The organism is Rhizorhabdus sp. GW822-FHT03C02 (assembly GCF_058801765.1).
Map to the genome: position 1 here is coordinate 186,972 of NZ_JBXANN010000005.1, position 25,990 is coordinate 212,961.

General features: G+C 66.6%; 26 protein-coding genes and 2 tRNA genes. 19 read left to right on the top strand and 9 right to left on the bottom strand.

Features of this window, described 5'->3' with window-relative positions:
• The first annotated feature begins 139 nt into the window (after positions 1–139).
• The gene (locus tag AC1RM6_RS15130; protein ID WP_493102599.1) at positions 140–811 is read left to right on the top strand and encodes a glutathione S-transferase family protein; all 672 of its coding nucleotides are present in this window, start codon (positions 140–142) and stop codon (positions 809–811) included.
• A gap of 7 nt (positions 812–818) precedes the next feature.
• On the opposite strand, the gene AC1RM6_RS15135 is transcribed toward AC1RM6_RS15130, so the two are convergent.
• Both AC1RM6_RS15135 and AC1RM6_RS15140 read right to left on the bottom strand, forming a co-directional pair.
• Positions 819–892, bottom strand: a tRNA-Gly gene (locus AC1RM6_RS15135).
• A 59-nt stretch (positions 893–951) separates the two neighbouring features.
• On the bottom strand, positions 952–1,143 hold the full coding sequence (locus AC1RM6_RS15140) for a hypothetical protein (RefSeq protein WP_493102601.1): 192 nt from the start codon (positions 1,141–1,143) through the stop codon (positions 952–954).
• Between the two features lie 192 nt (positions 1,144–1,335).
• Between AC1RM6_RS15140 and AC1RM6_RS15145 the strand changes: the two genes are divergently transcribed.
• Genes AC1RM6_RS15145 through AC1RM6_RS15155 form a run of 3 tightly spaced genes read left to right on the top strand, consistent with a single transcriptional unit; the run spans position 1,336 to position 3,212 of the window.
• On the top strand, positions 1,336–2,175 hold the full coding sequence (locus AC1RM6_RS15145) for a diacylglycerol/lipid kinase family protein (RefSeq protein ID WP_493102603.1): 840 nt from the start codon (positions 1,336–1,338) through the stop codon (positions 2,173–2,175).
• Entirely contained in the window at positions 2,172–2,903 is a 732-nt protein-coding gene (locus AC1RM6_RS15150; RefSeq protein ID WP_493102605.1) for a metallophosphoesterase family protein, read from the top strand. Before AC1RM6_RS15145 ends, AC1RM6_RS15150 begins: the two co-directional genes overlap by 4 nt.
• Positions 2,904–2,951: 48 nt before the next feature.
• Positions 2,952–3,212, top strand: coding sequence for a hypothetical protein (locus AC1RM6_RS15155; protein ID WP_493102607.1), 261 nt, complete (start codon positions 2,952–2,954; stop codon positions 3,210–3,212).
• A gap of 3 nt (positions 3,213–3,215) precedes the next feature.
• On the opposite strand, the gene AC1RM6_RS15160 is transcribed toward AC1RM6_RS15155, so the two are convergent.
• Positions 3,216–3,722, bottom strand: coding sequence for an outer membrane protein (locus AC1RM6_RS15160; protein ID WP_493102609.1), 507 nt, complete (start codon positions 3,720–3,722; stop codon positions 3,216–3,218).
• A gap of 183 nt (positions 3,723–3,905) precedes the next feature.
• Between AC1RM6_RS15160 and rlmN the strand changes: the two genes are divergently transcribed.
• Positions 3,906–5,090, top strand: a complete 1,185-nt coding sequence (gene rlmN, locus AC1RM6_RS15165; protein WP_493102611.1) for a dual-specificity RNA methyltransferase RlmN — start codon at positions 3,906–3,908, stop codon at positions 5,088–5,090.
• A gap of 116 nt (positions 5,091–5,206) precedes the next feature.
• The gene (locus AC1RM6_RS15170; protein ID WP_493102613.1) at positions 5,207–6,433 is read left to right on the top strand and encodes a class I SAM-dependent methyltransferase; all 1,227 of its coding nucleotides are present in this window, start codon (positions 5,207–5,209) and stop codon (positions 6,431–6,433) included.
• A gap of 6 nt (positions 6,434–6,439) precedes the next feature.
• On the opposite strand, the gene rtcR is transcribed toward AC1RM6_RS15170, so the two are convergent.
• The gene (gene rtcR / locus AC1RM6_RS15175; protein ID WP_493102614.1) at positions 6,440–8,035 is read right to left on the bottom strand and encodes an RNA repair transcriptional activator RtcR; all 1,596 of its coding nucleotides are present in this window, start codon (positions 8,033–8,035) and stop codon (positions 6,440–6,442) included.
• Between the two features lie 250 nt (positions 8,036–8,285).
• Between rtcR and AC1RM6_RS15180 the strand changes: the two genes are divergently transcribed.
• The 5 genes from AC1RM6_RS15180 to rtcA all read left to right on the top strand — a co-directional run bounded on the left by AC1RM6_RS15180 (position 8,286) and on the right by rtcA (position 13,492).
• Positions 8,286–8,363: transfer RNA gene (locus AC1RM6_RS15180), tRNA-Pro, on the top strand.
• Positions 8,364–8,399: 36 nt separating this feature from the next.
• Complete coding sequence (locus tag AC1RM6_RS15185; protein ID WP_493102615.1) at positions 8,400–9,944, top strand: vWA domain-containing protein; 1,545 nt, start codon at positions 8,400–8,402, stop codon at positions 9,942–9,944.
• 472 nt (positions 9,945–10,416) lie between these two features.
• The gene (locus AC1RM6_RS15190; RefSeq protein WP_493102617.1) at positions 10,417–11,643 is read left to right on the top strand and encodes an RtcB family protein; all 1,227 of its coding nucleotides are present in this window, start codon (positions 10,417–10,419) and stop codon (positions 11,641–11,643) included.
• Between the two features lie 41 nt (positions 11,644–11,684).
• Positions 11,685–12,482 carry a nucleotidyltransferase domain-containing protein gene (locus tag AC1RM6_RS15195; RefSeq protein ID WP_493102619.1) on the top strand — a complete coding sequence of 266 codons (798 nt, stop codon included), beginning with the start codon at positions 11,685–11,687 and terminating at the stop codon, positions 12,480–12,482.
• On the top strand, positions 12,479–13,492 hold the full coding sequence (gene rtcA, locus AC1RM6_RS15200) for an RNA 3'-terminal phosphate cyclase (RefSeq protein ID WP_493102621.1): 1,014 nt from the start codon (positions 12,479–12,481) through the stop codon (positions 13,490–13,492). The genes AC1RM6_RS15195 and rtcA overlap by 4 nt, the downstream gene beginning before the upstream one ends.
• A gap of 57 nt (positions 13,493–13,549) precedes the next feature.
• On the opposite strand, the gene bdcA is transcribed toward rtcA, so the two are convergent.
• Positions 13,550–14,263 carry an SDR family oxidoreductase gene (gene bdcA / locus AC1RM6_RS15205; protein ID WP_493102623.1) on the bottom strand — a complete coding sequence of 238 codons (714 nt, stop codon included), beginning with the start codon at positions 14,261–14,263 and terminating at the stop codon, positions 13,550–13,552.
• A gap of 72 nt (positions 14,264–14,335) precedes the next feature.
• Here bdcA and AC1RM6_RS15210 point away from each other — a divergent pair, with 72 nt between their 5' ends.
• Entirely contained in the window at positions 14,336–14,932 is a 597-nt protein-coding gene (locus tag AC1RM6_RS15210; protein WP_493102624.1) for a TetR/AcrR family transcriptional regulator, read from the top strand.
• Positions 14,933–14,947: 15 nt separating this feature from the next.
• Here the strand turns inward: AC1RM6_RS15210 and AC1RM6_RS15215 are convergent, their stop codons facing one another.
• The 3 genes from AC1RM6_RS15215 to AC1RM6_RS15225 form a co-directional block, all read right to left on the bottom strand.
• Positions 14,948–16,396: an AMP nucleosidase gene (locus AC1RM6_RS15215; protein WP_493102626.1), complete on the bottom strand. Its 1,449-nt coding sequence runs from the start codon at positions 16,394–16,396 to the stop codon at positions 14,948–14,950.
• 72 nt (positions 16,397–16,468) lie between these two features.
• Positions 16,469–16,960 (bottom strand): peroxiredoxin, encoded by a 492-nt coding sequence (locus AC1RM6_RS15220; protein ID WP_493102628.1) that lies wholly within the window; start codon positions 16,958–16,960, stop codon positions 16,469–16,471.
• 4 nt (positions 16,961–16,964) lie between these two features.
• Positions 16,965–17,930, bottom strand: a complete 966-nt coding sequence (locus AC1RM6_RS15225; RefSeq protein ID WP_493102630.1) for a glycosyltransferase family 2 protein — start codon at positions 17,928–17,930, stop codon at positions 16,965–16,967.
• A 20-nt stretch (positions 17,931–17,950) separates the two neighbouring features.
• On the opposite strand from AC1RM6_RS15225, the gene AC1RM6_RS15230 reads away from it, so the two are divergent.
• Complete coding sequence (locus tag AC1RM6_RS15230; RefSeq protein WP_493102632.1) at positions 17,951–18,511, top strand: YqgE/AlgH family protein; 561 nt, start codon at positions 17,951–17,953, stop codon at positions 18,509–18,511.
• A 180-nt stretch (positions 18,512–18,691) separates the two neighbouring features.
• A complete protein-coding gene (locus AC1RM6_RS15235; RefSeq protein WP_493102633.1) occupies positions 18,692–19,180 on the top strand; it encodes a hypothetical protein in 489 nt (162 codons plus the stop codon).
• A gap of 3 nt (positions 19,181–19,183) precedes the next feature.
• Here the strand turns inward: AC1RM6_RS15235 and AC1RM6_RS15240 are convergent, their stop codons facing one another.
• Positions 19,184–19,714: a GNAT family N-acetyltransferase gene (locus tag AC1RM6_RS15240; RefSeq protein ID WP_493102635.1), complete on the bottom strand. Its 531-nt coding sequence runs from the start codon at positions 19,712–19,714 to the stop codon at positions 19,184–19,186.
• A gap of 130 nt (positions 19,715–19,844) precedes the next feature.
• Between AC1RM6_RS15240 and ahcY the strand changes: the two genes are divergently transcribed.
• The 5 genes from ahcY to AC1RM6_RS15265 all read left to right on the top strand — a co-directional run bounded on the left by ahcY (position 19,845) and on the right by AC1RM6_RS15265 (position 25,962).
• Positions 19,845–21,257 carry an adenosylhomocysteinase gene (gene ahcY, locus AC1RM6_RS15245; RefSeq protein ID WP_493102636.1) on the top strand — a complete coding sequence of 471 codons (1,413 nt, stop codon included), beginning with the start codon at positions 19,845–19,847 and terminating at the stop codon, positions 21,255–21,257.
• A 205-nt stretch (positions 21,258–21,462) separates the two neighbouring features.
• Positions 21,463–23,793 (top strand): sensor histidine kinase, encoded by a 2,331-nt coding sequence (locus AC1RM6_RS15250; RefSeq protein ID WP_493102939.1) that lies wholly within the window; start codon positions 21,463–21,465, stop codon positions 23,791–23,793.
• Entirely contained in the window at positions 23,790–24,242 is a 453-nt protein-coding gene (gene tsaE, locus AC1RM6_RS15255; RefSeq protein WP_493102638.1) for a tRNA (adenosine(37)-N6)-threonylcarbamoyltransferase complex ATPase subunit type 1 TsaE, read from the top strand. The genes AC1RM6_RS15250 and tsaE overlap by 4 nt, the downstream gene beginning before the upstream one ends.
• Entirely contained in the window at positions 24,239–25,204 is a 966-nt protein-coding gene (locus tag AC1RM6_RS15260) for an aminoglycoside phosphotransferase family protein (protein ID WP_493102940.1), read from the top strand. The genes tsaE and AC1RM6_RS15260 overlap by 4 nt, the downstream gene beginning before the upstream one ends.
• Positions 25,201–25,962 (top strand): nucleotidyltransferase family protein, encoded by a 762-nt coding sequence (locus tag AC1RM6_RS15265; protein ID WP_493102640.1) that lies wholly within the window; start codon positions 25,201–25,203, stop codon positions 25,960–25,962. The genes AC1RM6_RS15260 and AC1RM6_RS15265 overlap by 4 nt, the downstream gene beginning before the upstream one ends.
• The last annotated feature ends 28 nt before the right edge of the window (positions 25,963–25,990 follow it).

Genomic DNA, 25,990 nt, shown 5'->3' on the forward strand with positions numbered 1-25,990 from the left:
AACCTTCGACCGTCATGCCGCAATGGCTGGCATGACGGTCGTGAGGGCGTTCCGCGGCATGCCGGACTCACTTTTTCCTGTGGGCGGAATCATTCCTGTTGCTGACAGTGGGGTCAGGCGGCGATAGGCTGTCGGCTCCATGTGGCAGCTTTATCAATTTCCGCTTTGTCCCTTTTCGCGCAAGGTGCGGCTCCAGCTCGAGGAGAAAGGCATCGGCTATGAGCTGGTGCGCGAATCGCCCTGGACCCGGCGCGACGAGTTTCTCGATCTCAATCCGAGCGGCCAGACCCCGGTGATGGTCGACGCCGCGATCGGGGTGACCCTGATCGATTCGAAGGCGATCGCCGAATATATCGAGGAGACGGTCGATCGCACCGCGATGATCCCCGGCAACGCCGCCGCGCGGGCTGAGGTGCGCCGGCTGGTCGCCTATTTCGACGAGAAATTCTACGCCGATGTCGTCGGCCCGCTGCTCAACGAGCGCGCGATCAAGCGCATCGTCCACCGCGCCTCGCCCGATGCCGGCGCGCTGCGCAATGCGATGAAGGCCGCCAACGACCATCTCGACTATATCGATTATCTGGTCGCCAGCCGGCGCTGGATGGCGGGGCCGCTGATCAGCCTTGCCGACATGGCGTGTGCCGCGCATCTGTCGGTCGCCGATTATCTCGGTGGGATCGACTGGCGCGGCCATGACGAGACCCGGCAATGGTATTCGGGGATGAAGTCGCGCAAGTCGCTGCGCGTGGTGCTCGCCGACCGGATGGAGCTGGTGAGCCCGCCCGAACATTATGAAAAGCCGGATTTTTAGGAGTTTCTGGAGCGGGCGAAGGGAATCGAACCCTCCTAGCTAGCTTGGAAGGCTAGAGCATTACCACTATGCTACGCCCGCTCAGGAGGCCGCCCAATAGCCGAAAGCGTGGCAGGGCGACAAGCCCCGTCGGGCGGTTGTCAGTGAATCAGCGAGGCATAGGCCGCGGCGCTGGCGGCCAGCGCCGCACCGGTCGCCGAGGCGGCCATCAGTCCGCGTCCGGCAAAAGCCAGGATCGGCGCGTCGGGCCGTTCCTCGCGACGATTGCGCTTCAGGCTGTTGATGACGAACATGGCGATAAAACCGTAGATCAACGCTAGAACGGACAGCATCGCTACCCCCGAATATTCGAATTCCCCGAATCGCGTGCAGCCTGCGCCGTGGCGATCCCCAGAGCGTCATATCCACGAACCATGGTTAATTTTTGGTTGTGCAGTGCAGCGCAACGATATTCCGTGGCGTGGGTGCGACAAGGCGTTGTCGCGCCACCCGGAACCATCACGACCGGCTGACATTAGGGACGGATGCAGGCGATCTGGCTCATCACCAATCCCGGATCGGGGTCGACCTCGGTCGAGAAATGCGCGGGGATCGAGGCGGCGATCGAAGAAGCCGGGTTGCGGCTGGCCGGTCGGACGCTGTTCCCCGACGAGCCGCTTCCCGAGCGTTCCGCGCTCATGGCCGCGGGCGTCGATATGGTGGTGCTGTTCGCCGGTGACGGCACGATCAATGCGGCGGCCTGCGCGCTCGACGATTGGCAGGGCCGGATGCTGATCCTGCCCGGCGGGACGATGAACATGCTGTCGCGCCTGCTGCACGGCGACGCCCAGGCACGGGCGATCGTCCATGGCGCCGCGATGCCCGCTGTCGCCGACATCAGCCTGCCCTTCGTCGAGGCGGGGCCGCATCGCGCCTTCGTCGCGCTGATCGCCGGACCGGTCGCGGCCTGGGCGCATGCGCGCGAGGCGGCCCGGGCGGGGCATGGCAGACGCTTCCTCCGCGCGGTGCGGCTGGCCTGGCTTCGCAGCTTTGCGAAGGGCGTCCGCCTCGACGGCCGTGCCCACCCGCGCGGCGATCAGCGGGCGGTGGTGATCATGCCCGATCGCGAGGGGATGGAGGTGTCGGCGATCGGTCTGGGCGGCTGGATGGCGGTCGCCCGGCTCGGTTTCGGCTGGCTCTCGGGCGATTGGCGATCGGCGCGCGATGTCGCGGTGTCGCGGCCAGCCGAGGTGACGCTGCGTGGCGGGCGCGCGATCCATGCGCTGTTCGACGGCGAGGAGGTCAAGCTGACGAGCCCGGTCACCATCCGCCGCGGCATGAGCCGGCTGCGGTTCGTCACCACCCAGATCGCCGCCGTGACATGACGAGGCTGTTCCACGTCAGCGACCTGCATTTCGGGCGCGAGGACCCGGTCGCGCTCGACTGGTTCGCGGGGCGGGTGGCGGCCGCGCGCCCCGACGCGGTCATCCTGACCGGCGACCTGACGATGCACGCGCGATCGGCCGAGTTCGCGGCGGCGAGCGCCTGGTTGTCAGGGCTCGGCGTGCCGATCACGATCGAACCCGGCAATCACGACCTGCCCTGGTTCAATCCGATCGCCCGCTTCCTCACCCCCTATCGCCGCTTCGAGAAGCTCGAACGGCGGATCGAGCGACCGCTCCAGCTTCCCGGGGTGATGGTGGTGCCGTTGAAGACCACCGCCCGCGCGCAGTTGCGGCGCAACTGGTCGTGGGGCGCGGTCGGCGCGAGGAGCCTGGCCGCGGCGATCGCGCAGTTGCGGCGCAAGCCGGCCGGGACGCTCGCGCTGGTCGCCTGCCATCATCCGCTGGCCGACCGCGAGGATCTGCGGTCGAAGGCGCGCACCCATGGCGGCGCCCGGGCGATCGAGGCGCTGGCCGCGGCGGGGGCCGATGCGGTGCTGAGCGGGCATGTCCATGATCCGTTCGATGCGCAGATGCCGGCCGCGGCCGGCGCGCTGCGGCTGATCGGCGCCGGCACCCTGTCCGAGCGCACGCGTGCGACCCGGCCCTCCTATAATGAATTGACGATCGAACGCGGCGGCTTGCAGGTGGCGCCGCACTTCATGCCCTGATCGAACTTCCGGACCGCATGGGCGTTGAGCCGCGGAAGGAGAATGGCGATGCCCGAATATGTTTCCGGACGCGAAATTCAGGCGAGGGTGCAGGCGATCGTCGATGCCGACCCGCGGGTCCAGGCGAGCCGCCGCGCGGTGATCATACCGATGCCGAACATCCCGTCCGATGCGGTCACCGGCCATGGCTGGACGATCAACTATGTCGGTCAATATGGCGATCTGGAAGACGTCGTCGCCGATGCGGTCGAGACGGTCAGGGCCGAGGCGATGATCGGTGGCCCCGCGCAGGTCGCGAAAGGGGCCTGAGTCCTAAAACGCGTAGATCAGCGCCATCACGGCCTGGTCGTTCTTCAGCTTCCGCTGCAGCTTGAGGTGATTATATTCGGCGCGGATCGACAGATGGTCGGTCACCCCGAATTCGGCGCCGCCGCCGAGCCGCAGCCCGGCCACCCAGTCGCTGTTGCCGGTGAACACCACCCGGTCGCGCTGATAGCCGGCCCGCACATAGATCGCCGAATGGTCGCTGACCGCGAAGCCGGCGCGCAGCGACACCCCGCCGCCATAGGTCGCGGCGATGCCGACAGCATCGGCGGTGCTGACGTCGCCATTGGCCTCGACCCCGATAAAGCCCGCATCGCCGAACGACAGGTCATAGCCGAGCAGGATGGAACCACCGACGCCGGTGACGGTACCGCCGGCGCCCGGGCCGGTCGGATTGAAATTGTCGAAGGTCGCCCCCGCGCCGGCATAGGCGCCGTCGAAATGCCTGGCCTCTGCCGACGCGGTCGCCGACAGGCCGAACAGGAACAGACCCAAAGCAAGCGCCCGAAACCCATGTGTCACAAGTCAGGCCCCCCACGACTTGAGATGATATGGATCCGAAACTATCGGCTATTATAGCCGGCGCAAGCCCGGACCTGCCCGGCAGCGGCCCTGCCAGTGGAAATTCGCGGCCAAATCGCCTATGTGGCGGCGATGAATCACCCGCAGCCCATCTCCATGCCGATTCCCGGCCACATCGATCCTGTGCCCGTGCCGCGCGACTTCAAGCCGCGCGCCGATGGCCGGATCGATCTGCTCGGCCTGTCCAAGGCCGATCTGCGGATGGCGCTCGAGACCGCGCAGCTCGAGCCGAAGCAGGCGAAGCTGCGTGCCAAGCAGCTGTTCCACTGGATCTATCATCGCGGTGCGACCGATTTCGCGCTGATGAGCGACATCGCCAAGGACATGCGGTCGTGGCTCGACCAGCGCTTCGTGGTGTCGCGGCCCGAGGTGGTGCTCGCCCAGGTTTCGACCGACGGCACCCGCAAATGGCTGCTCAAGACCGATGACGGCCAGGATTATGAGATGGTGTTCATCCCCGACGCCGACCGGGGCACCTTGTGCGTCTCGTCGCAGGTCGGTTGCACGCTCAATTGCCGCTTCTGCTACACCGGCACGATGCGGCTGGTCCGCAACCTGGTGCCGGCGGAGATCGTCGGCCAAGTGATGCTGGCGCGCGATGCGCTCGGCGAATGGCCGTCGCAGCCCGAGGGCCGGATGCTCACCAACATCGTGCTGATGGGGATGGGCGAGCCGCTCTATAATTTCGACAATGTCCGCGATGCGCTCAAGCTGGTCATGGACGGCGACGGGCTCGCGCTGTCGAAGCGCCGGGTCACGCTGTCGACCTCGGGCGTGGTGCCGATGATGGAGCGCGCCGGCAACGAGATCGGCGTCAATCTGGCGGTCTCGCTCCATGCGGTGACCAAGGAGGTGCGCGACGAGATCGTCCCGCTCAACCGCAAATATGGCATCGAGGAACTGCTCCAGGCGTGCGCCGATTATCCTGGCGCCAACAATGCGCGGCGCATCACCTTCGAATATGTGATGCTCAAGGACAAGAACGACAGCGACGCCGACGCGCATGAGCTGGTCCGGCTGATCCGCAAGTACAAGCTGCCCGCCAAGGTCAACCTGATCCCGTTCAACCCCTGGCCCGGCGCCGACTATGAATGTTCGGACAAGGACCGGATCGCGCGCTTCTCCGACATCGTCTTCAAGGCCGGGATCTCGGCCCCGGTGCGCACCCCGCGCGGGCGCGACATCATGGCGGCGTGCGGCCAGCTCAAGTCGGCGGCCGAGAAGAAGAGCCGCGCCGAACTCGACCGTCTCGCCGAGGAAAAGCAGGTCGCGCTCGGCTGAGCGCGGTCCTTGCGACGGAACGGGCGAGATCGTTGAGAGAAGGGCTTATTTTTGCCCCGATCTAGCGGCTAGAATGCACTGGTTAATCCCAGCCCGCTCCAGGAGCGCATTCCCGCATGGCGTTGTTCGACAAGTTCGTGAACCACCTTTTCAAGCGTGGCGAATTCACCATCATTTTTGCCGACGGCAGCCAGAAGAGTTTCGGCAGTCCCGATCCGGCGCTCAAGCCGGTCGTGATCCGGTTCAAGGACAATGGCGTCATGCGCGCGATCGCGCGCAACCCGCATCTCGGCGCGGCCGAAATGTACATGGATGGCCGGCTCGAGATCGAGCAGGGCGATATCCGCGACCTCGTCGACCTGGTCCGCGCCAACGGCAAATGGGAGGAAGGCCGCACCACGCTGCGCGGGACCTTCGCGAGCCTGGTCAAGGACCGCACCCGCGCCACCGTGCAGGCGTTCAACTGGGGCAGCCGCTCCAAGGAGAATGTCGCCCATCATTATGATCTCAACGACCGGCTCTACGATCTCTTCCTCGATTCGGACCGCCAGTATAGCTGCGCCTATTTCACCGATCCGGCGAACAGTCTCGAACAGGCGCAGGCCGACAAGAAGGCGCATATCGCCGCGAAGCTCTATCTGCAGCCGGGCCAGCGGGTGCTCGACATCGGCTGCGGCTGGGGCGGCACCGCGCTCTATCTGAACCGGGTCGCCGACGTTGACGTGCTCGGCGTCACCCTGTCCGAGGAACAGCTCAAGGTCGCGCGCCAGCGCGCCGCCGATGCCGGCGTATCCGACCGGGTGAAGTTCGAACTGATCGATTATCGCGAACTGACCGGCAAGTTCGACCGGATCGTGTCGATCGGCATGTTCGAACATGTCGGTGTGCCGCAGTACGACAAGTTCTTCATGAAATGCCGCGAACTGCTCGCCAGCGACGGGGTGATGCTGCTGCACACGATCGGGCGGCTCGGGGTGCCGGGCAAGACCGATGCCTTCACCCTCAAATATATCTTCCCCGGCGGCTATAATCCGGCGCTGTCGCAGATCGTCGCGGCCAGCGAGCCGGCGAAGATGATCGTCACCGACGTCGAATCGCTGCGGCTCCATTACGGCATGACGATCGATCATTGGTACGACCGCACCGTCGCCGCCAGGGATGCGATCGTCGCGCTGTACGACGAACGCTTCTACCGGATGTGGACCTTCTATCTCGCCGGCGCGCGGGCAGCCTTCTACCACGGCAATCTGTGCAACTATCAGATCCAATATGTCCGCGATCGCCGGACCTTGCCGATCACCCGCGACTATATGCTCGAGACCGAGGCAAAGCTGCCGCGCTGAGCGGGATCAGGAGTCGCTGATTCCCGCCCAGTCGAGATCGAAGCGCGCCAGATATTTCCTCAGCCGGTCGGCATCGTTGGATGACGACCGCCGCGCGCGCGAGGCGGCGAACAAGGTCCGCCCGGCCTCCGACAGCGAGCGGCTGCCGCGGCAGGCGGTGACGACATAAGCGAGCTGGACGCGGTCGAACGGGTCCAGCGCGGCGAGCTGGCCGGTCGACAGCAGTTCGGCCAGCCCGTCGCCGGAAGCATCGGTCCCGCCTGCCCATAGCCGCTTGAGCCGGCCGATCTCGGCCGTGACGCCGTCGGCGTCGATCCGGCCCTTGGGGCTGAAGGTCGCCATCCGCGTCACGCTCGACGCGAGGTCGCGGAAATTGCCGGGCCAGCGCGCTTCGGGACCGCAGGCGAAGCGCAGATATTGGTCGCGCGCCTCCTTGTTGAACGACACCCGCACCCCTTCGCGCTCGGCGAAGCGGTCGAGCTCATAATCGAGATTGGGTTCGATATCCTCGCGCCGGTCGGCCAGGCCGGGCAGCGCGAAGGTCCACAGGTTGAGCCGCGCATAGAGATCGTCGCGGAATGTTCCTTCGCGCACGCATCGGGCGAGATCGCGGTTGGTGCCGGCGATCAGCTGGAAATCGGAGCCGGCTTCCTTGTCGGCGCCGACCGGCAGGAAGCGCTTGTCCTCGATCGCGCGCAGGATCATCGCCTGCTCGTCGAGCCCGAGTTCGCCGATCTCGTCGAGGAACAGCATGCCGGTGTCGGCGCCGCGCAGCAGCCCGGGCCGATCGGCGATCGCGCCGGTGAAGGCGCCCTTGCGATGCCCGAACAGCGCCGACATCGCGCCGTCGCCCTTCAGCGTCGCGCAATTGACCTCGACGAACGGCCCCTTCACCTGATGCCTGAGCTTCTTGAGTTCGTAGATCCGCCGCGCGAGCTGGCTCTTGCCGGCGCCGGTCGGCCCCATCAGCAGCACCGGCGCGCGCGATCGGATCGCGACCTGCTCGATCTCGTCGATCATATGGTTGAAGGCGGGGTTGCGCGTCTCGATCCCCGATTTGAGGAAGGAGGTGCTCTCGGCGCTCGCCGCGGCGAAGCGGGTGGCGATGCTGTCATAGCGCGACAAATCGAGGTCGATCGCGGTCCAGCTGCCCGGCGCCGACGAGGGGAAGCCGCGCTGCGGCTGGGTCTGAAGCAGCCGGCCGGGCAGATAATTGGCCTCGGTCAGCAGGAACAGGCAGATCTGGACGACATGGGTGCCGGTGGTGATGTGGACCAGATAATCCTCGGCCTCGGGATCGAACGGATAGGCCCGCGCGAAGTCGAGCAGCTTGCCGTAGACCTCCTCGAAATCCCACGGATCGTCGAAACCGAGCACGCGCCGGTCGACCTGCGTTTCGGGCGACACCGCGGCGATATCGTCGGCGACATATTCGGCCAGCCGGCTGTGGGTGACGCCGTGCAGCAGCACGAACCGATCCACCCGCAGATCCTCATGCATGCACAGGCCGACCGACGGCCGCCATTTGTTCCAGCGTGTGGGTCCGAACTTGCCGGCATCGAGGGTCGATCCGAGAAAGCCGATAACGACGAGTGGTTTCATCCTTATACATTATGATAAAGAACGATCATCGTCGATAAGATTATCGACTGTGTCGCCGTGATCGCCAAGGGTGCGAACTGCGCTGGAAAATTAAATTAGCTATAAATAGCAGCGATTTATGATTTTCTCTGCCTTCGTCGATCGAGTTTGGCACGTCCCCTGCAAAATCATGGATGTCGGCACGGTGTTTACCGGGCCGGCGATGGCAGAAGGGGCGGCCGGAATGGGCCGGCCGTCCCGGGAGCCATATCAGGGTGTAGCTCAGGCTGCGCAGAGCACCGGCCTTGGAAGCCGGGGGTCGCTGGTTCGAATCCAGCCGCCCTGACCAGATTCGGCCGTTGGGCCAGGCAAGGGAGTGAGGACGATGGCCAACAAGGGACTGTTCGCTTCGGCGATCGCCAAGCTGTTTCCGGCCGCCGACGCGATCAACCACGCGGGCGCGCCGGCCTATGGCTATGGCCCCGAGGCGAAGCTGGCGCAGTTCGCTGCGACCGGCACGCTCGCCGATAGTTTCTACGCCCCGGCCGAGACCCAGCTGAAGGACGTGATCGAGGCGCTGAGTGCGGTCGATCCGCTCTTCGCGGCGCAGGCCGCAGTCTATGCCCGCAAGGCGGGCAAGATGAAGGACATGCCGGCGCTGATCGCGGCGTGGCTCACCATCGCCGATCCCGATCTGGCGGTGCGGGTGTTTGGCCGTGTGATCGACAATGGCCGGATGCTGCGCAGCTATGTGCAGATCCTGCGTTCGGGCCAGGTTGGGCGAACTTCGCTTGGGTCGCGGCCCAAGCGGCTGGTGCAACAATGGCTGGAACGGGCCTCGATCCGCGACCTGATGGCGGCGGCAACCGGCAACGATCCCAGCCTCGGCGACATCGTCAGGATGGTTCACCCCAAGCCGGCCGATGCCGGACGGCGGGCCTTCTATGGCTGGCTGATCGGTAAGCCCTATGATGTGGGGTCGCTGCCGGCCGAGATCGCCGGGTTCGAAGCGTGGAAGCGGGACCCTTCAAGCCCGTTGCCGGCGGTGCCGTTCGAATGGCTGACCGCTTTTGCGCTGTCGGCCGCCCAATGGGTGGTCCTGGCGGAGCGGATGGGGTGGCAGGCGTTGCGGATCAACCTCAATATGCTGGCGCGCAACGGCATCTTCGGCGTGCCGGGGGCGACCGACATGGTGGCCGCTCGCCTGGCCGATCGCGCCGCGATCGAAAGGGCTCGGGTGCAGCCCTATCAATTGCTGGTCGCCTTGCGGTCGGTTGGCGAAGGCGTGCCGCTCAAGGTCCAGGCCGCGCTGGAGGAGGCACTCGAAGCGTCGCTGATCGCGGTGCCGCGGGCGCCGGGCCGGGTCGTCGTCTGTCCCGACGTGTCGGGATCGATGCGGTCGCCGGTCACCGGCTATCGAAAAGGGGCGACGTCGGCGGTCAGCTGTGTCGACGTGGCGGCGCTCGTCGCCGCGGCGATGCTGCGGACCAACCGCGACGCCAGGGTGATGCCATTCGAGACCGAGGTCGTCGACCTCGATCTCGATGCCAATGCCCGCCTCGCCGTCAACGCGGCGAAGCTGGCGGCGGTCGGTGGCGGCGGAACCACGGTCTCGGCCCCGCTGGCACGGCTCAACCGCGAACGGGCGGTGGTCGATCTGGTGCTGATCGTTTCGGACAACCAGTCCTGGGTCGATGCCCGGGCCGGGGCGACCGCGACGATGGTCGAATGGGACCGGATCGTCCGGCGCAACCCGGCCGCGAGGCTGGTCTGCGTCGATATCCAGCCGCACGGTACGACCCAGGCTTCGGGACGGCCCGAGATATTGAATGTCGGGGGTTTCTCCGACGCGGTGTTCGACACGATCGCGAAATTTGCCGCGGGCGAAACCCGCGACTGGGTCGAACTGATCAGACAGACGGAGGTTTGAAGAACGGGAAGGCCGTGGCGAATGCAGGCGGGACTACATCCACCAGTGAAAGTCCGAAGAGTAAAGCGCCCCGAAGCCGGCAACGGTGGACGGGAGATGCGGGTTCGAATCCCGCCGCTGGAACGTAGCTTAAGGACGTCCGCAGTCTCGCCGACTCTCGTCGCCACGGCCCGATCGCATCATGGCGAATGCCTGACGGACTACATGGACTTCTAATCCCCAGGTCGCGGGTTCGAATCCCGTCGTGCCGGCAACGGCGCGTAGCTCAGTGGGAGAGCGGGACCGTCCGTCTAAATTCTCGTCGCCATGAACGATATCCAGGCTGGCGAATGCCGGCGGGACTACAGGTCAGAGCGCCCGCCTTCGCTGCGGGAGGTCGGCGGTCCGACTCCGCCTCCGGGCAACCGGATAGCTCAGGGCATGTCTCGCCATCACTCGTCGCCGGCACCATGAAGATACAAGGGAGGTCGTGATGACCGAAGCGAATTATGATTATCAGCCTGTCGAGGGCGGCGTGCCGGTCAAGATGTGGACGCGCGGCGTGCCGGTCGAGGACGAGGCGCGCGCGCAGCTCCAGCGCGCGGCGAAGATGCCGTTCATCTTTCGTCATGTCGCGGCGATGCCCGACGTCCATGTCGGGATCGGCGCGACCGTGGGGTCGGTGATCCCGACCAAGGGGGCGGTGATCCCCGCCGCGGTCGGGGTCGACATCGGCTGCGGAATGATGGCGGCGCGGACCTCGCTCGTCGCGAGCGATCTGCCCGACAATCTCGAGGGCATGCGTTCGGCGATCGAGCAGGCGGTTCCGCATGGCCGCGTCGTCGGCCGCGGCAAGCGCGACAATGGCAGTTGGGGCTCGCCCCCGCCCGCCATCGTCGAGGCCTGGGCGACGCTGGCAGTGCGGTTCGAGCGGATCACCGACAAATATCCGCGGCTCAAGAACACCAACAATCTCGTGCATCTCGGGACGCTCGGTACCGGCAATCACTTCATCGAACTGTGTCTCGACCAGGACCAGCGCGTGTGGGTGATGCTGCACTCGGGTTCGCGCGGGGTCGGCAACGCGATCGGCAGCTTCTTCATTGAACTGGCGAAGCAGGACATGCGCAAATGGCATATCAACCTGCCCGACCAGGACCTCGCCTATTTCCCGGAGGGGACCGATCATTTCGACGACTATGTCGAGGCGGTCGGCTGGGCGCAGGATTTCGCGGCGCTCAATCGGCGGATGATGATGACCCATGTCATTGGCGCACTGCGGCGCCAGATCGCGAAACCGTTCGAGGCGGAGCTGGAGGCGGTCAACTGCCATCACAATTATGTGACGCGGGAAAATCACTTCGGCGAGAATATACTCGTCACCCGCAAGGGGGCGGTTCGTGCCGCGAAGGGGACGCTGGGCATCATCCCGGGATCGATGGGGGCGAAATCCTTCATCGTGCGCGGGCTCGGCAATCCGGAGTCGTTCGACAGCTGCAGCCACGGTGCGGGACGGGTGATGTCGCGCACCGCGGCCAAGAAGCTGGTGACCCTCGACGAGCATGTCGCCGACACCGAAGGCGTCGCATGCCGCAAGGATGCGGGCGTGCTCGACGAGACGCCCAAGGCCTACAAGCCGATCGAGGCGGTGATGGCGGCGCAGGCCGACCTCGTCGAGATCGTCCATACGCTGAAACAGGTGGTGTGCGTGAAGGGCTGACGCCGTTCACGCACATCGTCGCCATACCGAAAGACAAGACGATGTTTCCCCGACATGACGCGATCGCCCCTGCCGTCTGGCAGGAGGTGCAGGCCCGGCTCGACAGGATCAGGCGCGACGAGGATGTGCGCGTGCTGATGGCGGTCGAATCGGGTTCGCGCGCCTGGGGCTTTCCATCGCCCGACAGCGATTACGACATACGCTTCGTCTATGTGCGACCGCGCGACGCCTATCTGGCGTTATGCCCGGTGCGCGACGTGATCGAGCGGCCGATCGTCGACGAGATCGATCTCAACGGCTGGGATATCCGCAAGGCGATCGGGCTGTTGCTCAAATCGAATGCGGTGGTGAGCGAGTGGATCGAATCGCCGATCCGCTATGACCGCGACGCGCCGGTGATCGCGAAGCTGGCGGCGCTGGCCGATGCGATCTTCGATCCGCGCGCGCTGGGACGGCATTATGCCAGCCTGGGGCAGGGCGCCGCCGAGCGCTGGTTCGACGGTGACGGCCCGATGCCGGTGAAGCGCTATTTCTATGCGCTGCGCCCGGCGTTGGCGATCCGGCATCTGCGGATCCAACCCGATCGGCGCCCGCCGATGAGCCTGCAGGCGTTGGTTGCCGCGACCGCTTTGCCGGCACCGATCGAGGCCGCGGTCGCGGCGCTGGTCGAGGCCAAGGCGCGCACCAACGAGCGCAGCAATGCGGTGCGCGTGCCCGAACTCGACGCGATGATCCGCGACGAGTTCGGCCGCGTCGCGGACCTGCCGCAGAAGGACGCCGACCGGCAGGAAGCCGAGCGGCAGGCTGAAGCGATATTTCTGGACCTGGTGAACATATGATCGAGATCGATGGATCCGAAGGCGAGGGCGGCGGGCAGGTGGTGCGCAATGCGTGCGCGCTGTCGCTCGTCACCGGCGAGCCGGTGCGGATTTTCAACATCCGCGCGAAGCGGGCGAAGCCGGGGCTGATGCGGCAGCATCTGACCGCGGTCGAGGCGGCGTGCGCGATCGGCGGCGGTGATTGCGAGGGGCTGGCGGTCGGATCGTCCGAAATGACTTTCCGCCCGGGCGCGGTCGTGCCCGGCGATTATCGCTTCGCGGTCGGGACCGCGGGCAGCACCGGGCTGGTGCTCCAGACGGTGCTGATGCCGCTGCTGCTCGCCGATGCGCCGTCGCGGCTGGTGCTCGAGGGCGGCACCCATAATATGCTGGCGCCGCCGTTCGACTTCATCGAGCGCTGCTTTCTGCCGATCATCAACCGGATGGGACCACGCGTCGAGGCGCGGCTGGTGCGGCACGGTTTCTACCCGCGCGGTGGCGGCCGAATCGAGGTCGACATCATCCCCGCGCCGCTGCAGCCGGTCGACTGTATCGACCGCGGTGCCGCGATCGAGCGCAGCGGTCGCGCGCTGTTCGCCGGGTTACCGTTCGACATCGCCGATCGCGAGATCCGGCTGGTGCGCAAGGATCTCGGCTGGTCCGAGCGCGAGGCGTCGGTGCGCGAGCTTCCCGCCGACCAGGGGCCGGGCAATATCGTGCTGCTCGAGGCGGTGTTCGAGCATGTCACCGAGATCGTCAGCGGCTTCGGCCAGCTTGGCGTATCGGCTGAGCGGGTCGCCAAGACCGCGATCGGGCGGATGCGCGGCTATCTCGAATCCGACGCCTTTGCAGGCCCCTATCTCGCCGACCAGTTGCTGCTGCCGTTCGCGTTGGCGGGTGGTGGCACGTTCACGACGGTGAAGCCGAGCCAGCATGCGCTGACCGCCTCGGACATCATCGCGCGGTTCACGGGGCGCCGCTGCACGTTCGAGCAGGTCGAAAGCGGGGCGCATCTGATGACGCTGCGCTGACCGCAAAAGCGAAGGCCGGGATGTTTCCATCCCGGCCTTTTGCTTACTTGCCGAAGATCAGGCGCCGAAGCCGCCGTCGATCGTCTGCATCGATCCGGTGATCATCGCCGCTGCCGGGCTGGCGAGGAAGACGGTGTAGTCGGCGACCTCGCCGGCATGGACATGGCGCGGGATCGCCATGAAGCTGTGCATATGGTCGGCCATCGGGCCTTCGGCCGGGTTCATGTCGGTGTCGGTCGGTCCGGGCTGGATCGAATTGACGGTGATGCCGCGCGCGCCGAAGTCGCGGGCGAGGCCGCGCACCATGCCCTGCATCGCCGACTTGGTCAGCGCATAGGCGGCGCCGCCTGCGAACGGCATGCGATCGCCGTTGGTCGATCCGATGATCAGGATGCGGCCATTGTCGGGCATCGCCCGGGCGGCCTCGACCGCCGCGAAATAGGGCGCCTTCACATTGACGTCGATCATGTCGTCGACCGCCTTGGGGTCGAGAGTCAGCGGATCGCCGATCACCAGCTTGCCGGCGTTGATCACCAGCACGTCGATTGGGCCTTCGGCGGCGACCGCGGCGGTCAGCGCGGCGATGTCGGCGCTGTCGACCTGGACGGCCTTCGATCCGGTCTCGGCGGCGAGCGCCTGGGCGGCGTCGGTCGATCCGGCGAAGCTGAAGGTGACGGTATCGCCCTGGGCCGCGAATTTGCCGACGATCGCGGCACCGATGCCGCGGCTGCCGCCGAGAACGAGGACTTTGCGTGGGGTAGAGGTGGTCATCGGAAGTTCCTTTCAATTTCTATAGTCATCGCTATATTAATACCCAATCGGACACGCAAGAGTTTTTTAGCGATGACTACAAAAAAAATCGGAGCACGGGGACGGCCCCGCTCGTTCGACGTCGACGCGGCGCTCGACACCGCGCAGGCGATGTTCCAGGCGCGCGGCTATGACGCGGTCGGGGTCGCCGAGATCGGCGCGGCGCTGGGGATCAGTCCGCCGAGCTTCTACAATGCGTTCGGCAGCAAGGCGGCGCTGTTCGCCAGGGTGGTCGACCGCTACAACGCCAGCTACGGCCAGTTCGCCCCCGATGCGCTGTACAGCGCCGACGATCTGGGCGAGGCGATCGAGCGGCTGCTGCTGGCGGCGGCGGGCCGCTACGCCTGCAAGGACGGGATCGCGGGCTGCCTGGTGCTCGACGGCACCCGCAGCAGCCAGGACGAGGAGGCGGTGACGCTGACCGCCGCCCACAAGGCGGCATCGCGCGCGATGATCGAGGCGCGAATCGCCCGCGACCGTCCGGAACGTGCGGCCGAACTCGCCTGGGTGGTGACGATCGCGCTCAACGGCCTGTCGGCATCGGCGCGTGACGGTGCCGACGAGGCCGCGCTCACCGCCTTCGCCCGGGTGATGGCAAAGGGGTTTCGCGACACGCTGGCCGCGGGGTGAGCGAAGCAATCTCGCTTATCTGAACGGCGGCTCGTTGAACGCGCGCAGCTTGCGGCTGTGCAGCCGCGCGCCTTCGCCACGGAGCTGGTCGACCGCGGCGATGCCGATCTGGAGATGCTCGGCGATCGCCCGCTCATAGAAGCGGTTGGCCTGGCCGGGCAGCTTGATCTCGCCATGGATCGGCTTGTCGGACACGCACAGCAGCGTCCCATAGGGGACGCGGAAGCGATAGCCCTGCGCCGCGAGCGTCGCCGACTCCATGTCGATCGCGACCGCGCGGCTCTGGCTGAAGCGCAGCGCCGAGGCGGTATAGCGCAGCTCCCAGTTGCGGTCGTCGGAGGTGACGACGGTACCGGTGCGCATCCGCAGCTTGAGCTGCTCCATGCTCTCGCCCGAGACGATCTCGGCGGCTTTGGTCAGCGCCTGCTGGACCTCGGCGATCGCCGGGATCGGGATTTCGGGCGGCAGCACCGCGTCGAGGACATGGTCGTCGCGCAGATAGGCGTGCGCCAGCACATAGTCGCCGATCCGCTGGCTGGGCCTCAGACCGCCGCAATGGCCGATCATCAGCCAGGCCGCGGGCCGCATCACCGCGAGATGATCGGTGATCGTCTTCGCGTTCGACGGGCCGACCCCGATATTCACCAGCGTGATCCCCGAGCGATCGGGGGCGACGAGGTGATAGGCGGGCATCTGGTGCTTGCGCCAGGCGCTGTCGGCGACCGCGGCGCTGGGATCGGGGTCGCCGGCCCGGATCTCGAGTCCGCCGGCACCGCTCAGCATCGTATAGCGGGTGTCGCTGTTGATCTGCTCGATCGCCCAGTGGACGAACTCGTCGACATAGCGGTGATAATTGGTGAACAGGATATAGTTCTGCACATGCTCGGAGGGCGTGCCGGTGTAATGGCGCAACCGGGCGAGGCTGAAATCGACGCGCTGCGCGTCGAACAGCGCCAGCGGGCGCGGCGTGTCGTCCGACTGCAGCCACAGCCCGTCGGCGAGCTCGTCGCCGATCGCGGCAAGGTTGGTCGACGGGAAGATCCGCGCGAGCTCCTGCGGTGCGGCACCGGTCAGGTCGAGATCGTCGCCGGCGTCGAGCACGAAATTATAGGGGATCTCGTCGCGGCTGAGTCCCACCTCGATCGTCACCGCGAAATCGTCGACCAGCAGGTCGAGCTGCTGCGCCAGATAGGGGCCGAACAATTTGGGCTGGGTGACGCTGATCGCATAGTCGCCCGGCAGCGACAGCCGGCCATAAGCGCGGCCCAGCGGCCCGGGATTCTTCATCCCGTCATAGCTGATCCGAATTTCGGGATAACCGAAGGCGCGCTCGGCGCGCAGCGCGGGGTCGGGGCGTTCGCCCGTCCGCAGATAGAGGTTGAGCGCAGTGCGCAGCCGGGCAACCGATTCCCGGTAGAGTTCGTCGAGCTGTTCGACGATTTTCAGACTTTCAACTGATGCCATTAAAATTCCTTCTTATGTTTTCGTAGTTTGCAAGCAGCCCCGCCGGTGGAAAGCGTCCATCGGCCTGGCGGATCACGGGGTCTGGAGTTGGCCGATCATATGCCCAGCGGCGCTGACCCGATATTCGCCGGGCGCCTCGACATTGAGCAGGACGATCCGGCCGTCCCTGACGAGCATCGAGAAACGCTGTCCGCGCAGCCCCATGCCCAAGGATGTGCGATCGATGTCGAGCCCGATGGCGCGGACGAAGTCGCCATTGCCGTCGGCCAACATGCTGACCTTGCCGTCGGCGCCATGGGCCTTGCCCCAGGCATCCATCACGAACACGTCGTTGACGGCGGTGCACACGATCTCATCTACACCATTTTTGCGGATTTCGGCAGCCTTTTCGACGAATCCCGGCAGATGCCGCGCCGAACAGGTCGGGGTGAACGCACCGGGGACCGAAAACAGCGCGACGCTGCGCCCCTTGAACAGCGCATCATGGTCGACCGCCTCGGGGCCGTCGGCGCCCATCCGGCGGAAGCTGGTGGTGGGCAGGTCGTCGCCGACAGCGATCGTCATCATCTCATCCCCGGTCACGAAAACGAATCAGCGGGCCGGCGAGCGACGGCAGCATGCGGATCAGCAGCATCGCGACCCGCCACCGCACGCTGCGACGATGGATGTCGCTGCCGCGCAGCATCGCCACCCCCTCGCCGGTCGCGCCTTCGCGGATTCGGATCAGCCCCTGCTCGGCAACGATCGCCTTGCGCAGCGTTTCGCACATCGCATCGGCGATCGCATGTTCGGGACGCCCCGCCAGCCGGTCGCATGCGCGTTCGTAAACGGTCAGCGCCGATTGCAGCATCACCCCGGTGTTGCTCGACATCTGGCCCGGGCGGCGGCGGTAGCAGGCGAGCGGCTCGGGCACATAGGCCATCTGCCAGCCCGCCTCGAGCAGCTTGATCCACAGGTCGAGATCCTCGACCGATCGCAGCGAGGTGTCGAACGCGCCGACCGCGAGCAGCGCCTCGCGGCGGACCAGCGCACCGATATAGACGTTGAATTCGCGCCGCAGCACCCGCGCCAGCGTCGCCGGTGCCTGCTGCGGGATATAGGCCGAGAAACGCTCGCCGACCCGGTCGTGGCCGAAATAGACCGCGTCGCAGCAAGCGAAACCGATCTGATCCGACGCTTCGATCGCCGCGATCATCTTCGCCAGATAATCGGGCTTCATGCAGTCGTCGCCGTCGAGCAGCGCGACCAGCGGCGCCCGCGCCTGGTCGATCGCGCGGTTGCGCGCGGTCGATAGCCCGCCATTGTCGGTCTGGACGAAGCGGATGCGCGGATCGGAAAGAAAGGGTGCGATATGCTCGGCGACGCGGGCATCGCCATCGTCGATGACGACCGCTTCCCAGTCGGTGCGGGTCTGCGCCTGCACCGACAACAGCGCGTCGGCGAGCATCGTCGTGACGCCATAAGCCGGTATGATCACCGAAACCGCGGGCTCCATCGCCCCGACCGACTCCGCTGTTGATTGCGTCCCCATCATCGCGACTATAAATCGACAGGATGGAAGCGCCAGTCTCTCTCAGCGGCCAATTGTTGCTCGCCATGCCGGGAATCGGCGATCCACGCTTTTCGCGCGCGGTGATCGCGATGTGCGCGCATGATCGCAACGGCGCGCTCGGCATCGGCATCGGCAAGGTCCATGATGGAATCACCCTGCATGCGCTGCTCGAACAGGTCGACATCGAACCGGGCGTCGCCCCCGATTGCCCGATCCATATCGGCGGTCCTGTCGAGCAGCAGCGCGGCTTCGTCCTCCATTCGGCCGACTGGACCGGCGGCGACACGCTCAAGGTCGGCACGCGCTGGGGGCTGACCTCGACCCTCGACGTGCTGCGGGCGATCGCCGAAGGCAAGGGCCCCGACCGCTGGCTGATCGCGCTCGGCTATGCCGGCTGGGACGGCGGGCAGCTCGACGGCGAGATGGGGCGACACGGCTGGCTCGCGACTCGGGCCGACGATGCGCTGATGTTCGATCATCCCGCGCCCGACCGCTGGGAACAGGCCTATCGTCTGGCGGGAATCGACCCGCGCCTCCTGTCGAGTGCCAGCGGCCGCGCCTGAGCCAGCGTCGACAAGTCGACATGCCGGGTGGGCACTGTTGGACATTGCTGCGACTCTTTGGTCGAAAAAGGCATTTGTGCCCGTGGCTTGGCCGTAACGAAAAGCTTTTGGTAAGAATAAGGCGGCAGCCTTCGCACATCGTCCCGCCGAACGGTCGGCGGACTGGGGTGCGGGGTTTTCATGCGTGGACTGATGGGGGCGGCGCTGGCCGCGATGGTGGTTGCGGCGCCGGTGCAGGCGGCTTGTTGGCAGGCGGATCATGTCTCGGCGGCGCGGGTGCGCGACCTGCAGACCTTCCTGATGGTCGAGACGCTGCGCTGCCAGGCGTTCGGATTCGACATCTCGCCCGACTATAACGCGTTCGTGCGCGGCAATCGGACCGCGCTGGGGGCGGTCAACGACCGGCTCAAGGGCTTTTTCATCAAGGCGAGCGGTCCGGTCTATGGCCAGTCGGCCTATGACAAATTCACCACCACGCTCGCCAACAGCTATGGCGCGGCGCGGACCAACGCCGATACCTGCGAACATGCCCGCGCCATCGCGCACGAGGCTTCGCTGATGGACAATTCGTTCGAGGGCCTGCTGATGATCGCCGACCGCCAGGGGCTGGCCCCCGCGCTGCCCGGCGGGCGTTGCGGCGAGACGACGATGGCGGTCGCCGAGCACTGATCCTCAATCGTCGAGCCGGCGCTCCATATAGCGGGCGTCGGCGCCATAGCCCGCAAGCTTGACCCGCAGCGCAGCGGTCGTCGCGTCGCGGAAGCCGAGCCGACGCCAATAGCCGTCGGCGCCGGCGACCGCGACCAGTGCCATGATCCGAAAACCGGCCGTGCGGGCGATCGCATCGAGGATCGCGACGATCGCCGCCGTCCCGCCGCTCCCGCGCCAGCCGGTGTCGATCGCGACGTCGTGAATATACCAGCAGTCGGCGTTCGCGGGCAGTCCGCCCATCAGATGGTTGAGCGCCGGCGGATCGGCGCGGCGCCACGGATGGCTGATCATATAGCCGCCGATGGTGGCGCCGTCGCTCAGCACATGGCAGCCTTTGGGGCACAGCCGCCGCCGTTCATCGAATATGAAGTCTTCCTCGGCATAGTCGCCGAGATAGCGCCGCGAAAGCCGGCCGACCGCGGCGATATCGGCCGGTTCGGCACGGCGCCAGATCGCCTGCCGCCTGTCGATCGGAGCCAATGTTCCGGTCATCGCGCATCGTCTCCCATCGACATATAAAGACATCTTTATATTTGCATTTGCGGGGCCGTCCCCGTAAAGGCGGCGATATTGCGCCGGCCGAATCCCTGTCGTCCGGCATCCCTGCCCGAGGAGACTCCTGGTGGCCACCGCCGCAGCAACCGACTTCAACGATTATGTCATCGCCGATCTGAGCCTCGCCGAATTCGGCCGTCGCGAGATCGAGATCGCCGAGACCGAAATGCCCGGCCTGATGGCGCTCCGCAAGGAGTTCGGTCCGTCGCAGCCGCTCAAGGGCGCGCGCATCACCGGTTCGCTCCACATGACGATCCAGACTGCGGTGTTGATCGAGACGCTGACCGCGCTCGGCGCCGAAGTGCGCTGGGCGACCTGCAACATCTTCTCGACCCAGGATCATGCCGCTGCCGCGATCGCCGCGAGCGGCATCCCCGTGTTCGCGATCAAGGGCGAGAGCCTGGCCGAATATTGGGACTATGTCGGCAACATCTTCGATTGGGGTGATGGCGTCACCGCCAACATGATCCTCGACGACGGCGGCGACGCGACGATGTTCGCGCTGTGGGGCGCCAAGCTCGAGGCCGGCCAGTCGTTCGGCGAGCCCGAGAATGACGAAGAGGTCGAGTTCCAGCGTTCGCTCAAGGCGTTCATCGCCGCCAAGCCCGGTTATCTGACCGAGAGCGTCAAGAATATCCGTGGCGTCTCCGAAGAGACCACCACCGGCGTCCACCGCCTGTACGAGATCGCCAAGAAGGGCGAGCTGCCCTTCCCCGCGATCAACGTCAACGACAGCGTCACCAAGTCGAAGTTCGACAATCTCTATGGCTGCAAGGAATCGCTGGTCGACGCGATCCGTCGCGCCACCGACGTCATGCTCGCCGGCAAGGTCGCCTGCGTCGCCGGCTTCGGCGATGTCGGCAAGGGCTCGGCGCAGTCGCTGCGCAACGGCGGCGCCCGCGTCATGGTCACCGAGGTCGATCCGATCTGCGCGCTTCAGGCGGCGATGGAAGGCTTCGAGGTCGTGACGATGGAAGAGGCGGTCACCCGCGCCGACATCTTCTGCACCGCGACCGGCAATGCCGACGTCATCACCGCCGAGCATATGAAGGCGATGAAGTCGAACGCGATCGTCTGCAACATCGGTCACTTCGACAGCGAGATCCAGATCGCGGCGCTCAGCAACTATGAGTGGATCGAGGTCAAGCCCGGCACCGACATCGTCAAGTTCCCCGACGGCAACCAGATCATCGTCCTCGCCAAGGGCCGCCTGGTGAACCTCGGCTGCGCGACCGGTCACCCGTCGTTCGTGATGTCGGCAAGCTTCACCAACCAGACGCTCGCGCAGATCGAGCTGTGGACCAAGCCCGGCCAGTACAAGAACGAAGTGTTCGTCCTGCCGAAGCATCTCGACGAGAAGGTCGCAGCGCTTCACCTCGAGAAGCTCGGCGTCAAGCTGACCACGCTGTCGGCCAAGCAGGCGGCCTATATCGGCGTCAGCACCGAAGGTCCGTTCAAGCCGGACCATTACCGCTACTAAGCACGGGTTCGACCTGCGCTTTTCGGGGCCCCCTCCTGGCGAACGGGAGGGGGCCCTTTTCATATCATGGCCCAACCCGTGCATTTCCCCGCTCGCCACCCGAACTGTCACACTCTAGACAGACAGCAATGTTCAAGCGGCCCCCGACGATAATGAGAGGCGCATCGTGCCGCGCGTGATCGAGATCGATCCCGTCGCCGCGATCATGCTCGCGGTGCTGGTCGCGCTGTGGCTGAGCGCGGCGGTAACCGCGATCGTCGTCGGGGTGCGCCGCGACGCGGCGTCGAAGGCGCTGGCGATCGAGCTCGGGCGCCAGCGCGCCCTGCTCGAATCGATGCCCGCGGTCGCGATGTTCGTCGGCACCGACGGACGAATCTCGGGCGATCCGCGCGTCGCCGGCTGGCTCGGGCTGCGCGCGATGCCGGCAACGGTGTCCGAGATCGCCGCCGCCGAAGGCGGCATCGCCGTGGTCGACGCCGAGGGGCTTGCCGCCGATATCGCCGCGGCCAATCTCGGCGGCCGGCCGTTCATGCGCGCGCTCCACCTTGCCGGGACCGAACGGGTGCTGATGGCGCAGGGCGTGCTCGCGCCGCTCGCGCTGGGCCAGGGCGTGCTGGTCTGGCTGTTCGACCAGAGCGACAGCGAGGCCCAGATCCGTCGGCTCGGCGAGGATGCCGACCGGATCAGCGACGCGCTCGACAGCTGTCTCGCGCTGATCGAGGCGGCGCCCTTCCCGATGTGGCATCGCGGTCCCGATCTCAAGCTGGCGCTGGTCAATTCGGCCTATGTCAACGCGGTCGAGGGCGGCAGCGCCGAACAGGTCGTCACCCGCGGGGTCGAACTCGTCGACGGCGCCGATGGCCGCGGCCCCGGTTCGACCGCGCTCGCCGCGCGCGACAGCGGGCGGGTCTCGGTCAACGTCATGCCGGTCACCCTGGGCGGGCAGCGCCGGACGATGCGGATCGTCGACGTGCCGATGGGCGAGCATGGCGTCGCCGGCTATGCGGTCGATATCCAGGAGATCGAGCAGATCCGCGCCGAGCTCGGCAGCTTCCAGTCGGCGCAGCGCGACCTGTTCGACCATCTGTCGGCAGGGGTCGCGCAGTTCGCGCCCGATCGCAGCCTCGTCTTCTACAACCAGAATTTCCTGCGGCTGTTCTCGATCCGGCCCGAATGGCTCAACGATGCCCCCGAATTCGACCGGGTGCTCGAACGGATGCGCGAGACCCAGAGCCTGCCCGAAAGCCGCGACTTCCCCGGCTGGAAGACCGAACGGCGCGCCTGGTTCAATGCGGTGGTCGCGATCGACGAGAACTGGTCCTTGCCGGGCGGGCGGCATCTGCGCGTGGTCGCCCAGCCCTTGCCCAATGGCGGGCTGCTGCTGCTGTTCGAGGACCGGTCCGAACAGGTCCAGCTCACCAGCGCGCGCGACACGCTGCTCAGGGTGCGTACCGCGACCTTCGACAATCTGTTCGAGGCGATCGGGGTGTTCGCCGCCGATGGACGGCTCCATATCTGGAACAGCCGGTTCGGCGAGACCTGGGGGCTCAGTGAGGCCGATCTCGCTCAGAATCTGCGGGTCGATGCGATGGTCGAGATGGTCGCCGAGCGGCTCGCCGATCCCTCGCGCGCGCAGCTGATCCGCGACCTGGTGCGGATCGCCACGGTCGATCGCCAGCGCCGCACAGGCCGCATGTCGCTCGCCGACGGCCGCCATTTCGATTTCGCGGTGGTGCCGCTGCCCGACGGCAATGCGCTGTTCACCCTGCTCGACATCACCGCCAGCCGCGGCATCGAGGAAGCCTTGCGGGAACGCGCCGAGGCGCTCGAGGAAGCCGACCGGCTCAAGACCGCGTTCGTCGCCAATATGAGCTATGAGCTCAGGGTGCCGCTCACCTCGATCGCCGGCTTCGCCGAGATGCTCGACGGCGGCTATGCCGGCGACCTGCCCGAGGTCGCGGGCGAATATGTGCGCGCGATCCTGACCTCGGTCGGCCGCCTGGGGGCACTGATCGAGGATGTGCTCGACCTCACCCAGGGCGCCGCCGGCCATCTGCCGCTCGCCGAGGAGGTGCTCGACATCGGTGCGCTGCTCCATGACGCGGTGCTCGGCGCCGAAGCCGCCGCCGATGCCAAGCCGCTCACCCTCGCGGTCGAGATCGAGCCCGATCTCGGGCGGATCCACGGCGATCCGCGCCGGCTGCGCCAGGCGATCGATCATGTGCTGAGCAACGCGATCCTCTACACCCCGCCGCACGGCCGGGTGCGGCTCACCGCTTATGCCGAGGGCCAGGAAGAGATCATCGTCCGCGTCGTCGACAATGGCCAGGGGATGGACGAGGAGCAGCTCGCGCGGATCTTCGATCCCTATCCGCGGCTCGACGGCAATCGCGAGGAAGGCAAGCCGATGATCGGGGTCGGCCTGCCGCTGACCCGCCAGCTGGTCGCGGCGCATAGCGGCGAGATCAGCCTCGACAGCGAGCCCGGCCAGGGCACCCGGGTGCTGATCCGCTTCCGCCGGCGCCTTGCCGCATGACCCTGCTGATCGAGGGCGCTGCCGCGACCGAGGCGGTCGGTGCGGCGCTGGCGGCGATATTGCGGCCCGGTGACGCGATCGCGCTCGAGGGCGATCTGGGGACGGGCAAGACCACGATGGTGCGCGGCCTGCTGCAGGCGCTCGGGTTCGAAGGCGACGTGCCGAGCCCGAGCTTCCCGATCGTCATCGCCTATGACCCGCCCGATGTGCGGATGCCGGTCTGGCATGTCGATCTCTACCGGATCGACGATCCCGACGAGATCCCCGAACTGGGCCTCGACGATGCCCGGACCGACACCGTCCTGCTGGTCGAATGGCCCGAGCGGCTGGGGGCCGGCCTGTGGCGCGATACCCTGATATTGCGGCTCGAGCGGCAGGGCGACGATGCGCGGCGCTTGACTTGGCAGGTGCCGGCGGCATGGGAGGGCCGATGGCCTCCTCTTCGATGATCCCGCCGCCGGCGGCGCCCGCCTTCCTCGATATCGCCGGCTGGTCCGGCAGCCGGATCGATCCGCTGGCGGGCGACGCCAGCTTCCGCCGCTATTTCCGCGTGGTCGACCCGGCCGGCGGGCGCAGCGCGGTGCTGATGGATGCGCCGCCCGAACATGGCGACAGCCGCCCCTTCCTCGCGGTCGCGCACCATCTCGATGCGATCGGCTTGCGTGCCCCGCGTGTGCTCGCCGAGGATCTCGATGCCGGGCTGATCCTGCTCGAGGATTTCGGCGATGCGCGGATGCGCGAGGTGGTCGATGCCGATCCCGCATGCGAAGCCGCGATCTATACGCAGGCGATCGACCTGATACTCGACCTTCGCCGCACCGCGCCGGGCGACCTGCCGCCTTATGACATGGCGGTCTATCAGCGCGAAGTCGGCCTCTTCCACGAATGGTATGCACCCGCGGTCGGGATCGAGGCCGATGCCGCCAGTTATGCCGCGGCATGGGGGCAGGCGTTGGCGCCGCTCGCCGGTCATCATGCCGTCACCGTGCTGCGCGATTACCATGCCGAGAATATCATGTTGCTCGAAGACGGGACGCTCGGTCTGCTCGATTTCCAGGACGCGCTGGCAGGACATCCCGCCTATGATCTCGTCTCGTTGCTCCAGGACGCGCGCCGCACCGTCGCGCCCGAACTCGAAGCAGCGATGATCGCGCATTATGCCGCGCGCGCCGACTTCGACGATGCCGCCTACGCGCTGCTCGGCGCGCAACGCAACGCCAAGATCCTCGGCATCTTCACCCGGTTATGGAAGCGCGACGGCAAGCCGCGCTACCTCCATTATCTGCCGCGGGTCTGGACCTATCTCGAACGCGATCTCGACCATCCGGCGCTGGCGCCGGTCAAGGCCTGGTTCGATCGCAATATTCCCGCCTCGGCGCGGGCATCCGCCTGGGAGGCGATCGCATCATGAGTTTCGCCAAACCGCTCTCGATCCGCCCCGATGCCGGGGGGCCGGCGATCCGCACCGCGATGATCCTCGCCGCCGGCCTCGGCAAGCGGATGCGGCCGCTGACCGCCACCCGCCCCAAGCCGTTGGTCGAGGTGGCGGGCAAGACCCTGCTCGACCATGTGCTCGACCGGTTGCGGTCGGCGGGGATCGAGGAGGTCGTCGTCAACGTCCATTATCTCGCCGACGCGCTCGAGGCGCATCTCCGGCGCAAGGGCGGCGATCTCGACATCCGCATTTCCGACGAGCGCGGGCATCTGCTCGAAACCGGCGGTGGCGTCGCGAAGGCGCTGCCGATGATCGCCGACGACCCCTTCCTGGTCGCCAACAGCGACAATCTGTGGGTCGACGGGCCGATCGACGCGATCCGGCTGCTCGCCGCGCGCTGGGACGACGAGGCGATGGATTCGCTGCTGCTGCTGGTGCCGCTGGCGCGGGCCAACTGCCATCGCGGGGTGGGCGATTTCCATATGGAGCCCGATGGCCGGATCGCCCGACGCCGGCCGGGCAAGGTCGCGCCCTTCGTGTTCACCGGGGTCCAGATCGTCTCGAAGCGGCTGTTCGATGGCGCGCCCGAGGGCAGCTTCTCGTTCAACCTGCTGTGGGACCGGGCGATCGCCGCTGGCCGCGCCTACGGGCTGGTCCATCAGGGGCTGTGGTTCGATGTCGGCACGCCGCCAGCGATCGCCAAGACCGAGGCCATGCTGCTCTCGAAAGACTGAACGGAGGAGCGAGCCGCTCCGGCCCCGA

Coding starts and splice junctions, on each gene's coding strand:
- AC1RM6_RS15130 (WP_493102599.1), top strand. CDS start 140: ATGTGGCAGCTTTATCAATTTCCGCTTTGTCCCTTTTCGCGCAAGGTG.
- AC1RM6_RS15140 (WP_493102601.1), bottom strand. CDS start 1,143: ATGCTGTCCGTTCTAGCGTTGATCTACGGTTTTATCGCCATGTTCGTC.
- AC1RM6_RS15145 (WP_493102603.1), top strand. CDS start 1,336: ATGCAGGCGATCTGGCTCATCACCAATCCCGGATCGGGGTCGACCTCG.
- AC1RM6_RS15150 (WP_493102605.1), top strand. CDS start 2,172: ATGACGAGGCTGTTCCACGTCAGCGACCTGCATTTCGGGCGCGAGGAC.
- AC1RM6_RS15155 (WP_493102607.1), top strand. CDS start 2,952: ATGCCCGAATATGTTTCCGGACGCGAAATTCAGGCGAGGGTGCAGGCG.
- rlmN (WP_493102611.1), top strand. CDS start 3,906: ATGCCGATTCCCGGCCACATCGATCCTGTGCCCGTGCCGCGCGACTTC.
- AC1RM6_RS15170 (WP_493102613.1), top strand. CDS start 5,207: ATGGCGTTGTTCGACAAGTTCGTGAACCACCTTTTCAAGCGTGGCGAA.
- rtcR (WP_493102614.1), bottom strand. CDS start 8,035: ATGAAACCACTCGTCGTTATCGGCTTTCTCGGATCGACCCTCGATGCC.
- AC1RM6_RS15185 (WP_493102615.1), top strand. CDS start 8,400: ATGGCCAACAAGGGACTGTTCGCTTCGGCGATCGCCAAGCTGTTTCCG.
- AC1RM6_RS15190 (WP_493102617.1), top strand. CDS start 10,417: ATGACCGAAGCGAATTATGATTATCAGCCTGTCGAGGGCGGCGTGCCG.
- AC1RM6_RS15195 (WP_493102619.1), top strand. CDS start 11,685: ATGTTTCCCCGACATGACGCGATCGCCCCTGCCGTCTGGCAGGAGGTG.
- rtcA (WP_493102621.1), top strand. CDS start 12,479: ATGATCGAGATCGATGGATCCGAAGGCGAGGGCGGCGGGCAGGTGGTG.
- bdcA (WP_493102623.1), bottom strand. CDS start 14,263: ATGACCACCTCTACCCCACGCAAAGTCCTCGTTCTCGGCGGCAGCCGC.
- AC1RM6_RS15210 (WP_493102624.1), top strand. CDS start 14,336: ATGACTACAAAAAAAATCGGAGCACGGGGACGGCCCCGCTCGTTCGAC.
- AC1RM6_RS15215 (WP_493102626.1), bottom strand. CDS start 16,396: ATGGCATCAGTTGAAAGTCTGAAAATCGTCGAACAGCTCGACGAACTC.
- AC1RM6_RS15220 (WP_493102628.1), bottom strand. CDS start 16,960: ATGACGATCGCTGTCGGCGACGACCTGCCCACCACCAGCTTCCGCCGG.
- AC1RM6_RS15225 (WP_493102630.1), bottom strand. CDS start 17,930: ATGATGGGGACGCAATCAACAGCGGAGTCGGTCGGGGCGATGGAGCCC.
- AC1RM6_RS15230 (WP_493102632.1), top strand. CDS start 17,951: ATGGAAGCGCCAGTCTCTCTCAGCGGCCAATTGTTGCTCGCCATGCCG.
- AC1RM6_RS15235 (WP_493102633.1), top strand. CDS start 18,692: ATGCGTGGACTGATGGGGGCGGCGCTGGCCGCGATGGTGGTTGCGGCG.
- AC1RM6_RS15240 (WP_493102635.1), bottom strand. CDS start 19,714: ATGACCGGAACATTGGCTCCGATCGACAGGCGGCAGGCGATCTGGCGC.
- AC1RM6_RS15250 (WP_493102939.1), top strand. CDS start 21,463: ATGCTCGCGGTGCTGGTCGCGCTGTGGCTGAGCGCGGCGGTAACCGCG.
- tsaE (WP_493102638.1), top strand. CDS start 23,790: ATGACCCTGCTGATCGAGGGCGCTGCCGCGACCGAGGCGGTCGGTGCG.
- AC1RM6_RS15260 (WP_493102940.1), top strand. CDS start 24,239: ATGATCCCGCCGCCGGCGGCGCCCGCCTTCCTCGATATCGCCGGCTGG.
- AC1RM6_RS15265 (WP_493102640.1), top strand. CDS start 25,201: ATGAGTTTCGCCAAACCGCTCTCGATCCGCCCCGATGCCGGGGGGCCG.